Annotated in this window: 13 protein-coding genes and 1 pseudogene; 8 read left to right on the top strand and 6 right to left on the bottom strand. The window is 74.1% G+C overall.

What is annotated here, in order from left to right; genetic code table 11:
- The coding region (locus JZ5iCDA_RS19975; protein ID WP_216093391.1) for a hypothetical protein at positions 1–187 on the bottom strand (187 nt) is incomplete at its 3' end.
- Here JZ5iCDA_RS19975 and JZ5iCDA_RS03105 point away from each other — a divergent pair.
- A pseudogene (locus JZ5iCDA_RS03105) lies at positions 125–525 on the top strand (RNA polymerase subunit sigma-24); the annotation flags it as partial. The gene JZ5iCDA_RS19975 and the pseudogene JZ5iCDA_RS03105 sit on opposite strands and share 63 nt — an antisense overlap.
- A gap of 41 nt (positions 526–566) precedes the next feature.
- On the opposite strand, the gene JZ5iCDA_RS03100 reads toward JZ5iCDA_RS03105, so the two are convergent.
- Positions 567–944, bottom strand: a complete 378-nt coding sequence (locus JZ5iCDA_RS03100) for a nuclear transport factor 2 family protein (RefSeq protein ID WP_069385797.1) — start codon at positions 942–944, stop codon at positions 567–569.
- A 188-nt stretch (positions 945–1,132) separates the two neighbouring features.
- On the opposite strand from JZ5iCDA_RS03100, the gene JZ5iCDA_RS03095 reads away from it, so the two are divergent.
- Positions 1,133–1,594 carry a tRNA (cytidine(34)-2'-O)-methyltransferase gene (locus JZ5iCDA_RS03095; protein WP_069385805.1) on the top strand — a complete coding sequence of 154 codons (462 nt, stop codon included), beginning with the start codon at positions 1,133–1,135 and terminating at the stop codon, positions 1,592–1,594.
- 108 nt (positions 1,595–1,702) lie between these two features.
- On the opposite strand, the gene JZ5iCDA_RS03090 is transcribed toward JZ5iCDA_RS03095, so the two are convergent.
- Together JZ5iCDA_RS03090 and xylA are read right to left on the bottom strand one after the other, a co-directional pair.
- A complete protein-coding gene (locus tag JZ5iCDA_RS03090; RefSeq protein WP_253181923.1) occupies positions 1,703–3,304 on the bottom strand; it encodes a xylulokinase in 1,602 nt (533 codons plus the stop codon).
- Between the two features lies 1 nt (position 3,305).
- Entirely contained in the window at positions 3,306–4,487 is a 1,182-nt protein-coding gene (gene xylA / locus JZ5iCDA_RS03085) for a xylose isomerase (RefSeq protein ID WP_069385796.1), read from the bottom strand.
- A gap of 103 nt (positions 4,488–4,590) precedes the next feature.
- On the opposite strand from xylA, the gene JZ5iCDA_RS03080 reads away from it, so the two are divergent.
- Positions 4,591–5,829: an ROK family transcriptional regulator gene (locus tag JZ5iCDA_RS03080; protein WP_069385795.1), complete on the top strand. Its 1,239-nt coding sequence runs from the start codon at positions 4,591–4,593 to the stop codon at positions 5,827–5,829.
- A gap of 7 nt (positions 5,830–5,836) precedes the next feature.
- On the opposite strand, the gene JZ5iCDA_RS03075 is transcribed toward JZ5iCDA_RS03080, so the two are convergent.
- Entirely contained in the window at positions 5,837–6,604 is a 768-nt protein-coding gene (locus tag JZ5iCDA_RS03075; RefSeq protein ID WP_069385794.1) for a MerR family transcriptional regulator, read from the bottom strand.
- Between the two features lie 53 nt (positions 6,605–6,657).
- Between JZ5iCDA_RS03075 and JZ5iCDA_RS03070 the strand changes: the two genes are divergently transcribed.
- Positions 6,658–7,152, top strand: coding sequence for a DUF6194 family protein (locus JZ5iCDA_RS03070; protein ID WP_069385793.1), 495 nt, complete (start codon positions 6,658–6,660; stop codon positions 7,150–7,152).
- An 18-nt stretch (positions 7,153–7,170) separates the two neighbouring features.
- Here the strand turns inward: JZ5iCDA_RS03070 and JZ5iCDA_RS03065 are convergent, their stop codons facing one another.
- On the bottom strand, positions 7,171–8,367 hold the full coding sequence (locus JZ5iCDA_RS03065; protein ID WP_366246652.1) for a LacI family DNA-binding transcriptional regulator: 1,197 nt from the start codon (positions 8,365–8,367) through the stop codon (positions 7,171–7,173).
- 161 nt (positions 8,368–8,528) lie between these two features.
- Here JZ5iCDA_RS03065 and JZ5iCDA_RS03060 point away from each other — a divergent pair, with 161 nt between their 5' ends.
- The 4 genes from JZ5iCDA_RS03060 (at position 8,529) to JZ5iCDA_RS03045 (ending at position 14,182) form a co-directional block, all read left to right on the top strand.
- Positions 8,529–9,470, top strand: coding sequence for a carbohydrate ABC transporter permease (locus JZ5iCDA_RS03060; protein ID WP_069385792.1), 942 nt, complete (start codon positions 8,529–8,531; stop codon positions 9,468–9,470).
- A gap of 2 nt (positions 9,471–9,472) precedes the next feature.
- Entirely contained in the window at positions 9,473–10,411 is a 939-nt protein-coding gene (locus tag JZ5iCDA_RS03055) for a carbohydrate ABC transporter permease (protein ID WP_069385791.1), read from the top strand.
- Between the two features lie 124 nt (positions 10,412–10,535).
- Complete coding sequence (locus JZ5iCDA_RS03050; RefSeq protein ID WP_069385790.1) at positions 10,536–11,873, top strand: ABC transporter substrate-binding protein; 1,338 nt, start codon at positions 10,536–10,538, stop codon at positions 11,871–11,873.
- 98 nt (positions 11,874–11,971) lie between these two features.
- Entirely contained in the window at positions 11,972–14,182 is a 2,211-nt protein-coding gene (locus tag JZ5iCDA_RS03045; RefSeq protein WP_253181922.1) for a beta-galactosidase, read from the top strand.
- Positions 14,183–14,303 lie beyond the last annotated feature (121 nt).

Here is a 14,303-nt window from a genome sequence, read left to right as displayed (position 1 = left end):
CGACTCGAAGCTCCTCACGGCGGCGGCGCGCGAGGCGCTCGTCCCGCTCGCCCGGTCCTGGTGCTGCGCGTGGGCGGTCGGCCACGCCGGCCCGGCCGAGATCGACGCGCACGGCATCATCGGCGCCGACGCCCTCGGTCGCGGCCGGGGCGCGTACGGGCTGCAGGCGGCGATCGCGGAGTGCCACGCCGTCGCGCCTTCCGTCGAGGAGACCGACTGGGAGCGCGTCGTGCTGCTCTACGAGGCGCTGGGCCGCCTCGCCCCTCCCCCGTGGTCGAGCTCAACCGGGCGGTCGCCGTCGCGATGGCGCAGGGACCGGACGCGGCGCTGCGCATCGTCGACGACCTCGTGGCGACCGACCGGCTCTCCGGGTTCCACCTGCTGCCGAGCGTGCGCGCCGAGCTGCTCGGCCGGCTCGGGCGCACCGACGAGGCGCGCGCGGAGTACGACCTCGCCGTGCGCCTGTGCCCGAACCCGCGCGAGCGCGAGCTGCTACGACGCAAGTCCGCGGCGCTGCGGCCCTGAAGCGTCCCCGAGTCCCCGGCCGCTCGGTCCTCTCGACCGCGTCAGTCCGCCGCGCTGTACGCCTTCCCGGGCCAGTACGCCCACTCCTCGAACTGCGACACGCGCCCGTCGGGGGCGAACCGCAGCAGCCACAGGTCGCGGTACTCCTGCTCGCGCGGTGCGGTGTAGCGCACCTCGAGACGGACGACGGCGGCGTCGGCCTCGACCGCGACGGGCTCGGCGGTCACCGTGAACGACGCGTCCTCGTCCACGGTCCAGAACCCGCGGATCGCGTCGTGCCCGTGCAGCGGCTTCTCGTCGTACGGCGAGCGCAGGTACGTCGCGTCCTCCGTGAACAGCCGCTCGACCGCCGACGCGTCGCTCGACCGCCACGCCGCCTCGTACGCCCCGACCCACGCCATGACCTCGTCGCGGCTCATCTCCCGACCTCCTCCGGCTCCCCGGCCAGGGTGCCGGAGCACCGCGCCGACCGCACCCGCGCCGGACGGGGCAGGACGGCCGTCGTCACCGCGCGGCTGCGAGAATCGACGCCGTGAGCCTCCTTCCCGACCCCGGCACGGACTGGCGCCCGCACGTCGCCGACCCGGCCGCCCGCCCGTCCCCGACCCTGCCGCACGTGGTGTTCTTCGAGCCGCGCATCCCCGGGAACACGGGCAACGCCATCCGCCTCGCCGCGGTGACCGGGTCGCGCCTGCACCTCGTGGAGCCGCTCGGCTTCGAGATGGACGAGCCGCGACTGCGACGTGCGGGGCTCGACTACCACGACCTCGCCGCGGTCGAGGTGCACGCCGACCTCGACGCCGCCCTCGCGACGCTGCCCGGGCGGGTCTTCGCGTTCACCACGCGCGCGACGACGACGTACACCGACGTCGTCTACCGCGCCGACGACGTCCTGCTGTTCGGCCCCGAGCCGACCGGCCTGCCCGACGAGGTGCTCGCCCACCCGCGCGTGACGGAACAGCTGAAGATCCCCATGCAGCCCGGCCGTCGTTCGCTCAACCTCACGAACGCGGCGTCGATCGCGGTCTACGAGGCGTGGCGGCAGGCGGGGTTCGCCGGCGGCGCCTGAGCCGAGCCTCCCGGGCAGCCGGCCGAGCGAGCACGGTCCCCCGCGCGCACGAGAACGGGGTCGGTGCCGTCATCCGGCGGATGACGGCACCGACCCCGTGGTCGGCGGTCAGACGAGGTCGCGGACCGCCGCGTACTGCTCCCGGATCGCGGGCACCGGCTCCGCCTCGGAGACCGTGGCGGACGACGCGGCCCAGTCCGGCGGCGGCACCTCACCACCGCCGTCGCCGGCCGCGGAGCCTCCCGACCCGGCGCGGTGGGCGGCGAGGACCCACGCGGCCTGGCGCGCGGCGCCGTCGGCCACGTACTCGCCGGGCTCGGGGACCGTCACCGGCAGCCCGAGCACCTGCGGCGCGATGCGCCGCACCGCCTCGGACTGCGCTCCCCCGCCGATGAGCTGCACCCGCTCGACCTTCACGCCCAGCGCGCGCAGGGCGTCGAGGCCGTCGGCGAGGCCGCACAGCATGCCCTCGACGAACGCGCGCGCCAGGTGCTCGGGCGTCGTCGTGCCGAGCCGGATCCCGTGCAGCGTGCCCGACGCGTCGGGGCGGTTGGGCATCCGCTCGCCCTCGAGGTAGGGCACGAGCACGAGCCCGTCCGCGCCGGGCGGCGCGGCGAGCGCGAGCCGCGAGAACTCCTTGTGGTCGACGCCGAGCACGGACCGCGCCGCGTCGAGGACGCGGCTCGCGTTGAGCGTCACGGCGAGGAGCAGGTACCGGCCCGTCGCGTCGGAGAACCCGTTGACGAGGCCGGAGCCGTCCGCGGTGCGGTCGTCGGCGACGGCCGACACGACGCCCGACGTCCCGATCGACACCGCGACGTCGCCCGCGACCATGCCGAGGCCGAGCGCCGCGCCGGCGTTGTCCCCCGCACCCGGGCCGAGGAGCGCGCCGCCCTCGACGGCGGCCCCCGCCACGGTCGGGTGCGCGACGCCCGCGACCGCCGACGGCGCGACGACCCGCGGCAGCACGACGTCCGTGCGGCCGAGCGCGACCTCGAGGAGGTCGAGGCGGTAGCCACCCCGTCCGTCGTCCTCGCCGTCACCCTGACCGCCTCCGCCGCCCGAGGCCGCCCGCGTCGCGTCCCAGTACCCCGTGCCCGACGCGTCGGACGCGTCGGTGACGAGCGCGTCGAGGTCCGGCCCGAGCGGTGCGGTCGGGTCGCCCTTCGGGCCGTACCCCGCGATGCGCCAGGTCAGCCAGTCGTGCGGCAGCGCGACCGCCGCGACGCGCGCCGCGTTCTCCGGCTCCGCGTCGCGCAGCCAGCGCAGCTTCGTGACGGTGAGCGAGGCGACGGGCACCGAGCCGATCGCGTCGGCCCACGCCTGGGCCCCGCGCTCGTCGTCTCCGTCGCCGAGCTCGCGCACGAGGTCCCGCGCCGCGCCGGCCGACCGGGTGTCGTTCCACAGCAGCGCGGGACGCACCACGTTGCCGTCGGCGTCGAGCGCGACCATCCCGTGCTGCTGACCGCCCACGGCGAGCGCGGCGACGTCGTCCAGGCCGCCCGCCGCCGCGACCGCGGCGCCGAGGGCCTCCCACCACGCGTCCGGGTGGACCTCCGTGCCGTCGGGGTGCTTCGCCGAGCCGAAGCGCCGCAGCGCCCCGGTCTCGGCGTCGCGGACGACGACCTTGCAGGACTGCGTGGACGTGTCGACGCCGGCGACCAGCACGCGCTGGCCGCCGGCGCCGACCGTCCCGGAAGGGATCGCCACGTCAGCCGATGAGGTGCTCGAGCGCGAGCTGGTTGAGACGCACGAAGCCGAAGTCGCGGTTCGCCGCGGCGTCGACGTCGAAGTCCTCGTACGCGCTGCGGTCCGCGAGCAGGTCGGCCACCGACTCGCCCTCGGCGAGCGTCGACTGCCCGAGCTCGAGGACGCCCGAGTGCTCGAACGCCTCCTGGACGCGGCTGTCGGCGCGGTACGCGGCGGCCTTGCGCGCGAGCAGGCGGTACGTCTCCATGTTGGCGCGCGCGGAGTCCCACACGCCGACCTCGTTCTCGGTGCGCGACGGCTTGTAGTCGAAGTGGCGCGGGCCCGTGTAGCGCGGGCCGCCGTTCGGGAAGCCGTTCTCGAGCAGGTCGACCGTGAAGAACGCGGAGAGCAGGTCGCCGTGGCCGAACACGAGGTCCTGGTCGAACTTGATCGAGCGCTGGCCGTTGAGGTCGATGTGGAAGAGCTTGCCGGCCCACAGCGCCTGCGCGAGGCCGTGCGTGTAGTTGAGGCCCGCCATCTGCTCGTGGCCCGTCTCGGGATTGAGGCCCACGATGTCGCCGTTGTCGAGCTTCGCGATGAGGCCGAGCGCGTGGCCGATCGTCGGCAGGAAGATGTCGCCGCGGGGCTCGTTCGGCTTGGGCTCGAGGGCGATCTTGAGGTCGTAGCCCTTCTCCTTGATGTACGCCGCGGTGAGGTCCAGGCCCTCGGCGTAGCGCTCGTGCGCGGAGTGCAGGTCCTTGGCGCCGTCGTACTCGGTGCCCTCGCGCCCGCCCCACATGACGAACGTCTTCGCGCCGAGCTCGGCGGTGAGGTCGACGTTGCGCAGCACCTTGCGCAGCGCGTAGCGGCGCACGCCGCGGTCGTTCGACGTGAGCCCGCCGTCCTTGAACACGGGGTGGCTGAACAGGTTGGTCGTCACCATCTCGATGACGAGGCCCGTCTCGTCCGCGGCCTTGCGCACCGCGTCAAGTCGCTTCGTGCGCTCGGCGTCGTCGGCGCCGAACGGCACGACGTCGTCGTCGTGGAACGTGAAGCCCCACGCGCCGAGCTCCGCGAGGTGCCGCACGGAGTCGGCGGGGTCCAGCGCGGGGCGGCTCGCGCTGCCGAACTGGTCCTGCGCGGTCCAGCCCACGGTCCACAGACCGAAGGAGAAGTTGATGTCCTGGGTCGCCTCGTCGGCCACGGTGGTCTCCTCGTCCTCGAGAATCTCGGCGGCGGCGCGCCGGTCGCGCCACCATTTTTGTTGTACGGATGAACTTATGCGCCAGGATCGGTAGGGTCAAGACGTGAACCGCGCCGCCGCCACCCGACCGGGTCCCGCCGCCGCCCGGCAGACGTCGCTGCGCGAGCACAACCTCGCACTCGTCGCCCGGGCCGTCTTCGAGTCCCCGACTCCCTGCTCGCGCGCGGACATCGCCGCGGCCAGCGGGCTGACCCGCGCGACCGTGTCGACGCTCGTCGACCGGCTCGTCGCGGCGCGCATCGTCGCCGAGCTCGCGCCCCTCGCCGCCCAGCGCGCCGGACGCCCCGCCGTGCCGCTCGTCCCCGCACCGCGCACCGTCGTGGGGCTCGGGCTCGAGGTCAACGTCGACTACCTCGGCGGGCGTGTCGTCGACCTCGCCGGCTCGGTCGTCGCCGAGCACGTCGAGCCCGACGACCTCCACGACAGCGACGCCGCGGCCGTCCTCGGCCGGCTCGGGCGCATCGCGCGCGGTCTGCTCGACGCCGTGACGGCCGACGGGATGACCCCCGCCGGCGCGACGCTCGCCCTGCCCGGTCTGGTCGACGTGCGCACCGGCCGCCTCGTCGTCGCCCCGAACCTCGGCTGGTCGGGGCTCGACCCGGTCCCGCTCCTGGGCCTCGACGCCGTGGCGCCCGGGCTCGCGGTCACGGTGGCCAACGAGGCCAAGCTCGCGGCGCTCGCCCAGTCGGGCGGCGGGGTCGAGCCCGACGGCGCGGGTGCACCCGTGCCGCCGTCGTACCTCTACGTCTCAGGCGACGTCGGCATCGGCTCGGCGATCGTCGTGGACCGGAGGCTCTTCCACGGCGGGCACGGGTGGGCCGGTGAGATCGGGCACGTCGTCGTCGACCCGAGCGGCCCGCGCTGCCGCTGCGGCGCGACCGGGTGCCTCGAGCAGTACGCCGGCAAGGACGCCCTGCTGCACGGTGCTGGCCTCGGCACCGGCGCGGAGACGGCGGACCTCGTCGCGGCGCTCGACGCCGGCACCCCGGACGCCGTCGCGTCCGTGGACCGCGCCGGCCGCGCGCTCGGGAGCGCGCTCGCCGACTACATCAACCTCGTCGACGTCGACACGGTGCTCCTCGGCGGCATCTACCCGCCCCTGCTCGCGCACCTGCGCGGACCCGTCGAGGCGGAGCTGCGCGACCGCGTCCTCGCCGCGCCGTGGACCGACGTCCGCGTGGACGCCGCGCCCGTCGGCGACCACGCCGCCCTCACGGGCGGCGCGCGCGAGGTGCTGCGCCGCGTCGTCGAGCACCCCGCGGCGTGGGTCGAGGGCGACTGAGCAGGGCTCAGCCCGACGTCGTCCCCCCGACGGCCTCGACGACCGCGGCGAGGTCCGCGCCGGCGCGCAGCAGGGCGACCGAGCGCTGCGCGATCCTCTCGAGACGCTCGCGCAGCACCCCCTCGGCCCGCTCGACGCCCGACGCGCCGTCGAGCGCGGCGAGCAGGTCGCGCACCGCGGGCACCGGGTGGCCGGCCGAGCGCAGGGCCACCACGACGCGCGCGCGGGCGACGGCGCCCGGCGGGTAGCGGCGCACGCGCAGCGACGTCACCCGTTCCGGGTCCAGGAGGCCCTCCGCCTCCCAGAACCGCAGCGTCGAGGTCCGGACGCCGAGCGCCTCGGCGAGCTCGGTGATCGTCATCGCGTCGCCGTCGTCGCGCGCGGCGGGCGCGGGTACGGCGAGCTCCGCGCGGATCGTCCGCAGCGCGTCCTGCGCGCGCAGCACCTCCTCGCGCTCGCGCGCGAGCCCGACGTGGAGGTCGGCGACGGACGCCGCCGCGCGGTCCAGGGTCTCGTGCCACAGCTCCGCGAGGAGCCGCCGCGCGACGACCGGCCCGGCGGCCGCCGCGACGCCCCGGTACGCGTGCAGCGCGGCGACGTGCACCGGCGTGAAGGCGCGGTAGCCCTGCGCCGAGCGCACGGCGGGCGGGAGGACGCCGAGCCGCTCGAGGTCGCGCACCTGCTGCAGGGAGTACCCCGTCGCGCGGGCGACGTCGGCGGTGCGCAGCGGTGGTCCCGGCGGACATCCTGATGGAGACCCGTCCCCCGGCGTCACGCGTGATCGCCCCGCAAGACCCCACGCAAGCACTTCAACGTCATGCTCGAAGTATGGACATGGAGCAGATCATCGGCACGGTCCGGACGTTCGACGGTGCCCTCGTCGTCACGCCCGGACCCACCAGCGGCGCCCCCGAGCTCGCGTGGGGCGACGCGTTCTTCTACCACGCTCCCGACGGCGTGATGCCGGAGCGCGAGCAGCCGTACGGCACGATCGTCACCAAGGACTACCCCGGCGACGACGCGTGCGACCTCGACCGCGACGGGCGCTGGCGCGTCAACGTCCACGTCGACCGCGCGACGTTCCGCGAGCTCGTCGGGGCGGACCCGCGCGACGCGAGGCTGCCCGACGACCTCACGGCCACCGACGTCCTGATCCCCCACCCCGCCTACGCGGCGCAGGGCTGGGTCGCCGTCGTGAACCCGGGCGAGCGGACGGGCGCGCTCGTGCTGCGGCTCCTGCGCCAGTCTCACGACGCGTCGCGCGCGCGCCACGAGAGGCGGGCAGCGACGCGGAAGCCGTCACGGCCGTCGAGGGAGGACTGAGCGGCGGCCCTTCGCCGGTCAGCGGTCGGCGGGTGCGGCGGTGGTGGCCGCCGTGCCGGCGCCGCCCGGTGGCGGCGCGGTGCTCGCGCGGCGGACGAGCCACGTGGGCACGAGCCGCGTGCCGGTCTCGTGCACGTTCTCCCGCACCTGGCGCAGCACCTGCTCGACGCAGCGGCGGCCCACCTCGGCGAAGTCCTGGTGCACCGTCGTCAGCGGCGGCTGGAACTCACCCGAGTCGGGCAGGTCGTCGAAGCCGACGACGCTCACGTCCTCGGGGACGCGGCGACCGGAGTCGTGCAGCGCCCGGAGGAGGCCGAGCGCCATCTGGTCGTTCGCCACGAAGACGGCCGTGCAGCCGTCGCGCGCGGCGAGCCGCAGCCCGGCCTCGTAGCCCGAGGCCGCGGACCAGTCGCCGTGCTCGACGGGCGGCACCTCGCGGCCCGCGTGCTCGAGCGTGCGCCGCCACGCCGCCGCGCGCCGCTCGGCGGCGAACGAGTGCGCCGGCCCCGCGAGGTGGTGCACCGTGGCGTGCCCCAGCCCCAGCAGGTGCTCGACCGCCTGCCGCGTGCCGTCCGCCTGGTCGGTGTCGACCACGGCGTAGCGGTCGCCGGCGTCGGAGTCCGCGACGACGAGCTGCACGCCGGGCGGCAGGCTCACCTGCGCCGTGTCGAGGAGGTGGACCTCCATGAGCAGGATGATCGCGTCGACCGCGAGCTCGCCGAGCCGCGTGAACGCCCCGTGCACGCCGCTCTGCGTCGGCGCGGCGACCGGGATGACCGTGATGGCGTACCCCTCGGCGGCGGCCGACGTCGCGATCGCCTCGAGCGTGCGGACGTTGCCCGTCGTGGCGAGGGAGAACAGGATCACGCCGATCGTGCGGAAGGTGCCGCTCTTCAGCGCGCGCGCCGCGCTGTTGGGGCGGTAGCCGAGCTCCGCCATCGCCTCGAGGACGCGCGAGCGCGTCGCCTCGACGACGCCGGGGTGGCCGTTGGCGACGCGCGACACGGTCTGCGCGGAGACGCCGGCGACCCGCGCGACGTCGGCCATGGACACGCGCCGCACGGGGATCGGGGGCGCCAGGGTCCGCTCGGGCACGGTCGGCACGGTTGGCACGGTCGGCACGGTCGGCACGGCCGTCGCGACCGCGCCCCGTCCCTGCTTCGCGTCGATGGCCGTCGTCGTGGCCGGGGCGTCCTCGTCGAGCCCGTCGGTCATGGTCCTCGTCCTCGTGGTCCGTCCGGCGGGGCTCCCTGCGGCCCCGTCACGGGTCACCATAGGGCATGTTTGCGCAAACATCGAACGTCGTGCATGCTGATGTTTGCGCAAACAACGTGGCGACGACCGACGTCGCCCGCCCCCGAGGACGAGGAAGCAGCATGACGACGACGTCCCCACCCGTGGCCGCGCCGAACGTGCCACCGGTCGACGGCCCCGCCTCCGGCGAACGCCGGGTGCGACGGCGATCCTGGATCGGCTGGGGCTTCATCGGCCCCTTCATGGCCGTCTTCGCGCTCGTCTTCCTCGCGCCCATCGCGTACTCGATCTACCTGAGCCTGTTCCGCACGCAGATGGTGGGCGGCACGCAGTTCGTGGGCGTCGAGAACTACGTGCGGGCGTTCTCCGACCCGCAGTTCTGGTCGGGTGTCTCGCGCGTCGGCCTCTTCCTGCTCGTCCAGGTGCCGATCATGCTCGGCATCGCGCTGCTCGTCGCCCTCGCGATCGACAGCGGCCGCCTGTACGGCAAGAACTTCTTCCGCATCTCGATCTTCCTGCCGTACGCCGTCCCCGCCGTCGTCGCGACGCTCATGTGGGGCTTCATGTACGGCACGCGCTTCGGGCTCGTGGGGAACATCAACGACGCGCTCGGCACGTCCATCCCCAACCCGCTCTCGCCGGACTGGGTGCTCCTCGCGATCGGCAACATCGTGACCTGGGAGTTCGTCGGCTACAACATGCTCATCTTCTACTCGGCGCTGCGGGTCATCCCGACGTCGCTGTACGAGGCGGCCGAGCTCGACGGCGCGAGCCAGTGGCAGGTCGTGCGGGCCATCAAGATCCCCGCGATCCGCGGCTCGCTCGTCATCGCGACGATCTTCTCGATCATCGGCTCGTTCCAGCTCTTCAACGAGCCGAGCATCCTGCAGAGCCTCGCGCCGAACGCCATCACGACGTACTTCACCCCGAACCTGTACGCGTACTCGCTGTCGTTCTCCGGCCAGCAGTACAACTACTCGGCGACCGTCGCCATCATCATGGGCGTCCTCACGATGATCGTGGCCTACGTCGTCCAGCTGCGCGGCATGCGCAAGGAGGCCTGACCGTGACCGCGACGACTCCCACCACGTCCGTGCCCGCCGCCCGGCCCACCGGACGCAAGCCCGCCCGCCTGCGCTCGGCCAAGCCGCACAGCGTCGCCCGGCCCCGCCGCAGCACGCTCCTCACGGTCCTCAGCGGGATCGTGCTCCTGTACTCGCTCGTCCCGCTGTTCTGGCTCTTCGTCAACGCGACGAAGACGCAGTCGAGCCTCTTCTCGTCCTTCGGCCTGTGGTTCAGCGGCGACTTCGCGCTGTTCGACAACGTCGCGCGGACGCTGACGTACGACGACGGCATCTTCGGCCGCTGGTTCCTCAACACGGTCCTGTACGTGGTCCTCGGCGCGGGCGGCGCGACGTTCCTCGCCATCCTCGGCGGTTACGCGCTCGCGAAGTTCGACTTCCCGGGCAAGCGCGGCGTGTTCGCCGTCGTCATCGGCGCGGTCGCGGTGCCCGGCACGGCGCTCGCCGTCCCGACGTTCCTCATGTTCAGCCAGATGGGCCTGACGAACACGCCGTGGGCCGTGATCATCCCGTCGCTCATCTCGCCGTTCGGGCTGTACCTCATGTGGGTCTTCGCCGCCGAGGCGATCCCGACCGAGCTGCTCGAGGCGGCGCGCATGGACGGGTCGAGCGAGTTCCGCACGTTCTTCCAGGTCTCGCTGCCGCTGCTCGCGCCCGGCATCGTCACCGTGCTGCTCTTCACGATGGTCGCGACGTGGAACAACTACTTCCTGCCGCTGATCATGCTCAAGGACCCGACCTGGTACCCGCTGACGCTCGGCCTCAACGCGTGGAACGCGCAGGCCGCCACCGCGGGCGGCGAGGCGATCTTCGACCTCGTGATCACCGGGTCGCTGCTGACCATCCTGCCGCTCGTCGTCGCCTTCCTGCTCCTGCAGCGGTACTGGCAGTCCGGCCTCGCGGCGGGCTCCGTCAAGGAGTGACCTCGCGGCCGCGCGGGCCCGGTCCGGGCCTGCGCGGCCTCCTCGGCCGCGTCGTGCGACGACGCCGCCCTCCTCGCCCTGCACACCCCCAGATCCGTCTGACGACGAAGTGAGAGGAACCCTCATGTCCATCCGCACCACCCGCACCCTGCGGGCCGTCGCCGCGACCGGCGTCGTGGCCCTCGGCCTGGCCGCCTGCTCCGGCGGCGGCGACTCCGGCTCCGGCGGCGGTGGCTCCGCCGACGACGTCGCGGCCGCGCTCGAGGAGGGCGGCTCGCTGACCGTCTGGGCCTGGGAGCCCACGCTCGAGCAGGTCGTCACCGACTTCGAGGCCGAGTACCCGAACGTCGACGTCGAGCTCGTCAACGCGGGCACCGGCAACGACCAGTACACCGCGCTGCAGAACGCGATCGCGGCCGGCAAGGGCGTCCCCGACGTCGCGCAGGTCGAGTACTACGCGCTGCCCCAGTTCGCGCTCTCCGAGGCCGTCGCCGACCTGTCGTCGTTCGGCGCCGACGAGCTCGACGGGACGTTCACGCCCGGCCCGTGGAACGCGGTCCAGCAGGGCGAAGGCATCTACGGCCTGCCGATGGACTCCGGCCCGATGGCCCTGTTCTACAACGAGGAGCTCTTCACGCAGCACGGCATCGAGGTGCCGACGACGTGGGACGGCTTCGTCGAGGCGGCCCGCGCGCTGCACGCCGCGGACCCGAACGTCTACATCACCAACGACACGGGCGACGCGGGCTTCGCGACGTCGCTGATCTGGCAGGCCGGCGGCCAGCCGTTCCAGGTCGACGGCACCGACGTGACGATCGACCTCGCGGACGAGGGCAGCACGAAGTTCGCCGAGACGTGGCAGACGCTCATCGACGAGGAGCTCCTCGCCCCCGTCAGCTCGTGGAGCGACGAGTGGTACCAGGGCCTGGGCAACGGGACGATCGCGACGCTCGCGATCGGCGCGTGGATGCCGGCCAACCTCGAGTCCGGCGTGCCGGACGGTGCCGGCAAGTGGCGCGTCGCGCCGCTCCCGCAGTGGGAGGAGGGCGCCTCGGCGAGCGCCGAGAACGGCGGCTCCGCGCTGTCGGTGCCGGCCGCGAGCGAGAACCAGGCCCTCGCCTACGGGTTCCTCGAGTACGCCAACGCGGGTGACGGCGTCCAGACGCGCGTCGACGGCGGCGCCTTCCCGGCGACGACGGCCGAGCTCGAGTCGGAGGAGTTCCAGTCCTACGAGTCGGAGTACTTCGGCGGCCAGAGGATCAACGAGGTCCTCGCCGAGTCGGCCACGAACGTCGTCGAGGGCTGGTCGTACCTGCCGTTCCAGGTGTACGCGAACTCGATCTTCAACGACACGGTCGGCCAGGCGTACGTCTCCGGCACGCCGCTGACCCAGGGCCTGCAGGACTGGCAGGACGCCTCCGCCGCGTACGGCAAGGAGCAGGGCTTCACCGTCAACGAGTGACGCCCGCCGGTGGCCGGACCCCCGGGCCCGGCCACCGGTGACCGCCCGACGGCGCGACGACGCCGTCGTCCGAGCACCACCCCGAGGAGCACCTCATCGTGTCGACCCCCACCGACCGCCCGACGGCCCCCGCCGACGGCCCCGTCCCTCACCGCTGGCTGCGGCGCCCCGGCCCGCACGCGCGCCCCGGCGACCCGGCCCGCCCGGACGAGCACGCGCCGTCGGGCCTGTCCTACGGCGCGGACTACAACCCGGACCAGTGGCCCCGGGAGGTGTGGGACGAGGACGTGCGCCTCATGCGCGAGGCCGGCGTCACGGTCGTCTCGCTGGCGATCTTCTCCTGGGCGCGGATCCAGCCGACCGAGGACACGTGGGACTTCGCGTGGCTCGACGAGGTCATGGACCTGCTGCACGAGAACGGCATCACCGTCGACCTCGCCACCGCGACCGCGTCCCCGCCGCCGTGGCTCACGACGAAGCACCCCGAGATCCTCCCCCGCACGCGCACCGGGGAGACCCTGTGGCCGGGCGCGCGCCAGCAGTGGCGCCCGACGTCGCCGGTCTTCCGCGAGCACGCGCTGCGCCTCGTCGAGCGCATGGCCGAGCGATACGGCGACCACCCGGCGCTCGTCGCCTGGCACGTGTCGAACGAGCTGGGGTGCCACAACGTCTACGACTTCAGCGACGACGCGGCCGCCGCATTCCGCACCTGGCTGCGCGAGCGGTACGCGACGCTCGACGCGCTCAACGCCGCGTGGGGCACCGCGTTCTGGTCGCAGCGCTACAGCGACTGGGACCAGATCCTGCCGCCGCGCCTCGCCGCGTCGCACCCGAACCCGACGCAGCAGCTCGACTTCAAGCGGTTCTCGTCCGACGCGCTCCAGCAGTACCTGCGCGCCGAGGCCGCCATCCTGCGCCGCGCCACGCCCGACGTCCCCGTGACGACCAACTTCATGGTCATGGGCGAGACGAAGGGCATGGACTACGCCGCGTGGGCCGACGAGCTCGACTTCGTCTCCAACGACCACTACGTGCTCCCCGGGCCGCAGGCGCTCGACGAGCTGTCGTTCTCCGCCAACCTCACCGGCGGCATCGCCCGGCACCGCCCGTGGTTCCTCATGGAGCACTCCACGAGCGCGGTGAACTGGCAGCCGGTGAACGTCGCGAAGAAGCCGGGCGAGCTCGCGCGCGACTCCCTCACGCACGTCGCCCACGGCGCCGACGCGGTCTGCTACTTCCAGTGGCGCCAGTCCGCGGCGGGCGCCGAGAAGTACCACTCGGGCATGGTCCCCCACGCCGGGGAGCACTCGCGCCTGTTCCGCGACGTCGTCGCGCTCGGCGCGACGCTGCGCGATCTCGCGCCCGTCGCCGGCAGCGACCAGGCGCCCGCGCGTGCCGCGATCGCGTTCGACTGGGACTCGTGGTGGACGAGCGAGCTCGACTCGCACCCGACCGACCGCCTGCGCTACCGCCAGGAGGCGCTCGACTGGTACTCGGCGTTCCTCGCCCTCGGCGTGCGCGCGGACGTCGTGCCGGTCGCGGCCGACCTCACCGGGTACGACGTCGTCGTGGCACCCGTGCTGCACGTCGTCCCTGCGGCGCTGCGCGACCGCCTCACGGCCTTCGTCGAGGGCGGCGGCCACCTCGTGACGACGTACTTCTCGGGCGTCGTCGACCAGGACGACCACGCGTGGCTCGGCGGTTATCCCGGGGCGCTGCGCGACCTGCTCGGTATCCGGGTCGAGGAGTTCGCGCCCCTGCTCGACCACGAGTCCGCCACCGTCGAGGTGGACGGGGAGCAGCTCGAGGCCACCCTGTGGACCGAGCCGCTCGACGTCGTCGACCCGGCCGTCGAGGTCGTCGGCTGGTACAAGACCGGCGAGCACGCGGGCCGCGCGGCGATCACGCGCCGCCCCGTGACGACGGGCGCCGGGACCGGGTCGGCGGCGTACGTCTCGACGCGCCTCGGCCGCGAAGGCCTCGTGCCCGTCCTCGCACGGCTGCTCGACGACGCGGGCGTGCGCAGCGAGCTGCCCGCCGCGGCGCGCGGCCTCGTCGAGCTCGCCGTCCGGACGAACGGCACCGAGGACTTCTGGTTCCTCGTCAACCGGACGGCGCAGCCGGTCGAGGTGCCGGACGTCGCGGGCGACGTCCTCGTCGGACGCCGCCTCACGCCGTCGGGTGCCGCAGACAGCACGGACGGCACGGACGGCGCGCACGACACCGCCGTCGGAGCGCTCCTGCTCGACGCGCGCGGCGTGGCGGTCGTCCGCCGCCCGGCCGCGACGGCCGGCACCGTCACGCGGTAGCCGCCGCAGCGGGAGAGCCCTGGCCGTGGAGGCCGGGGCTCTCCCCGTACGGGCGCGGCCCGCCCCCAGATCCCCGCGGGAACCACCCGCACCCGGTGGCACGCACGCCACCGGTTCGCAG

The sequence above is a fragment of the Cellulosimicrobium cellulans genome (assembly GCF_001722485.1).
GTDB lineage: Bacteria > Actinomycetota > Actinomycetes > Actinomycetales > Cellulomonadaceae > Cellulosimicrobium > Cellulosimicrobium cellulans_A.
Note: the sequence above shows the minus strand (reverse complement) of the source record. Positions and strands in the feature narration are given on the sequence as shown.

Excerpts from the sequence above, each read along its gene's own strand:
- JZ5iCDA_RS03050 (WP_069385790.1), top strand. The coding sequence starts at position 10,536 with ATGTCCATCCGCACCACCCGCACCCTGCGGGCCGTCGCCGCGACCGGC.
- JZ5iCDA_RS03065 (WP_366246652.1), bottom strand. The coding sequence starts at position 8,367 with ATGACCGACGGGCTCGACGAGGACGCCCCGGCCACGACGACGGCCATC.
- JZ5iCDA_RS03060 (WP_069385792.1), top strand. The coding sequence starts at position 8,529 with ATGACGACGACGTCCCCACCCGTGGCCGCGCCGAACGTGCCACCGGTC.
- JZ5iCDA_RS03100 (WP_069385797.1), bottom strand. The coding sequence starts at position 944 with ATGAGCCGCGACGAGGTCATGGCGTGGGTCGGGGCGTACGAGGCGGCG.
- JZ5iCDA_RS03070 (WP_069385793.1), top strand. The coding sequence starts at position 6,658 with ATGGACATGGAGCAGATCATCGGCACGGTCCGGACGTTCGACGGTGCC.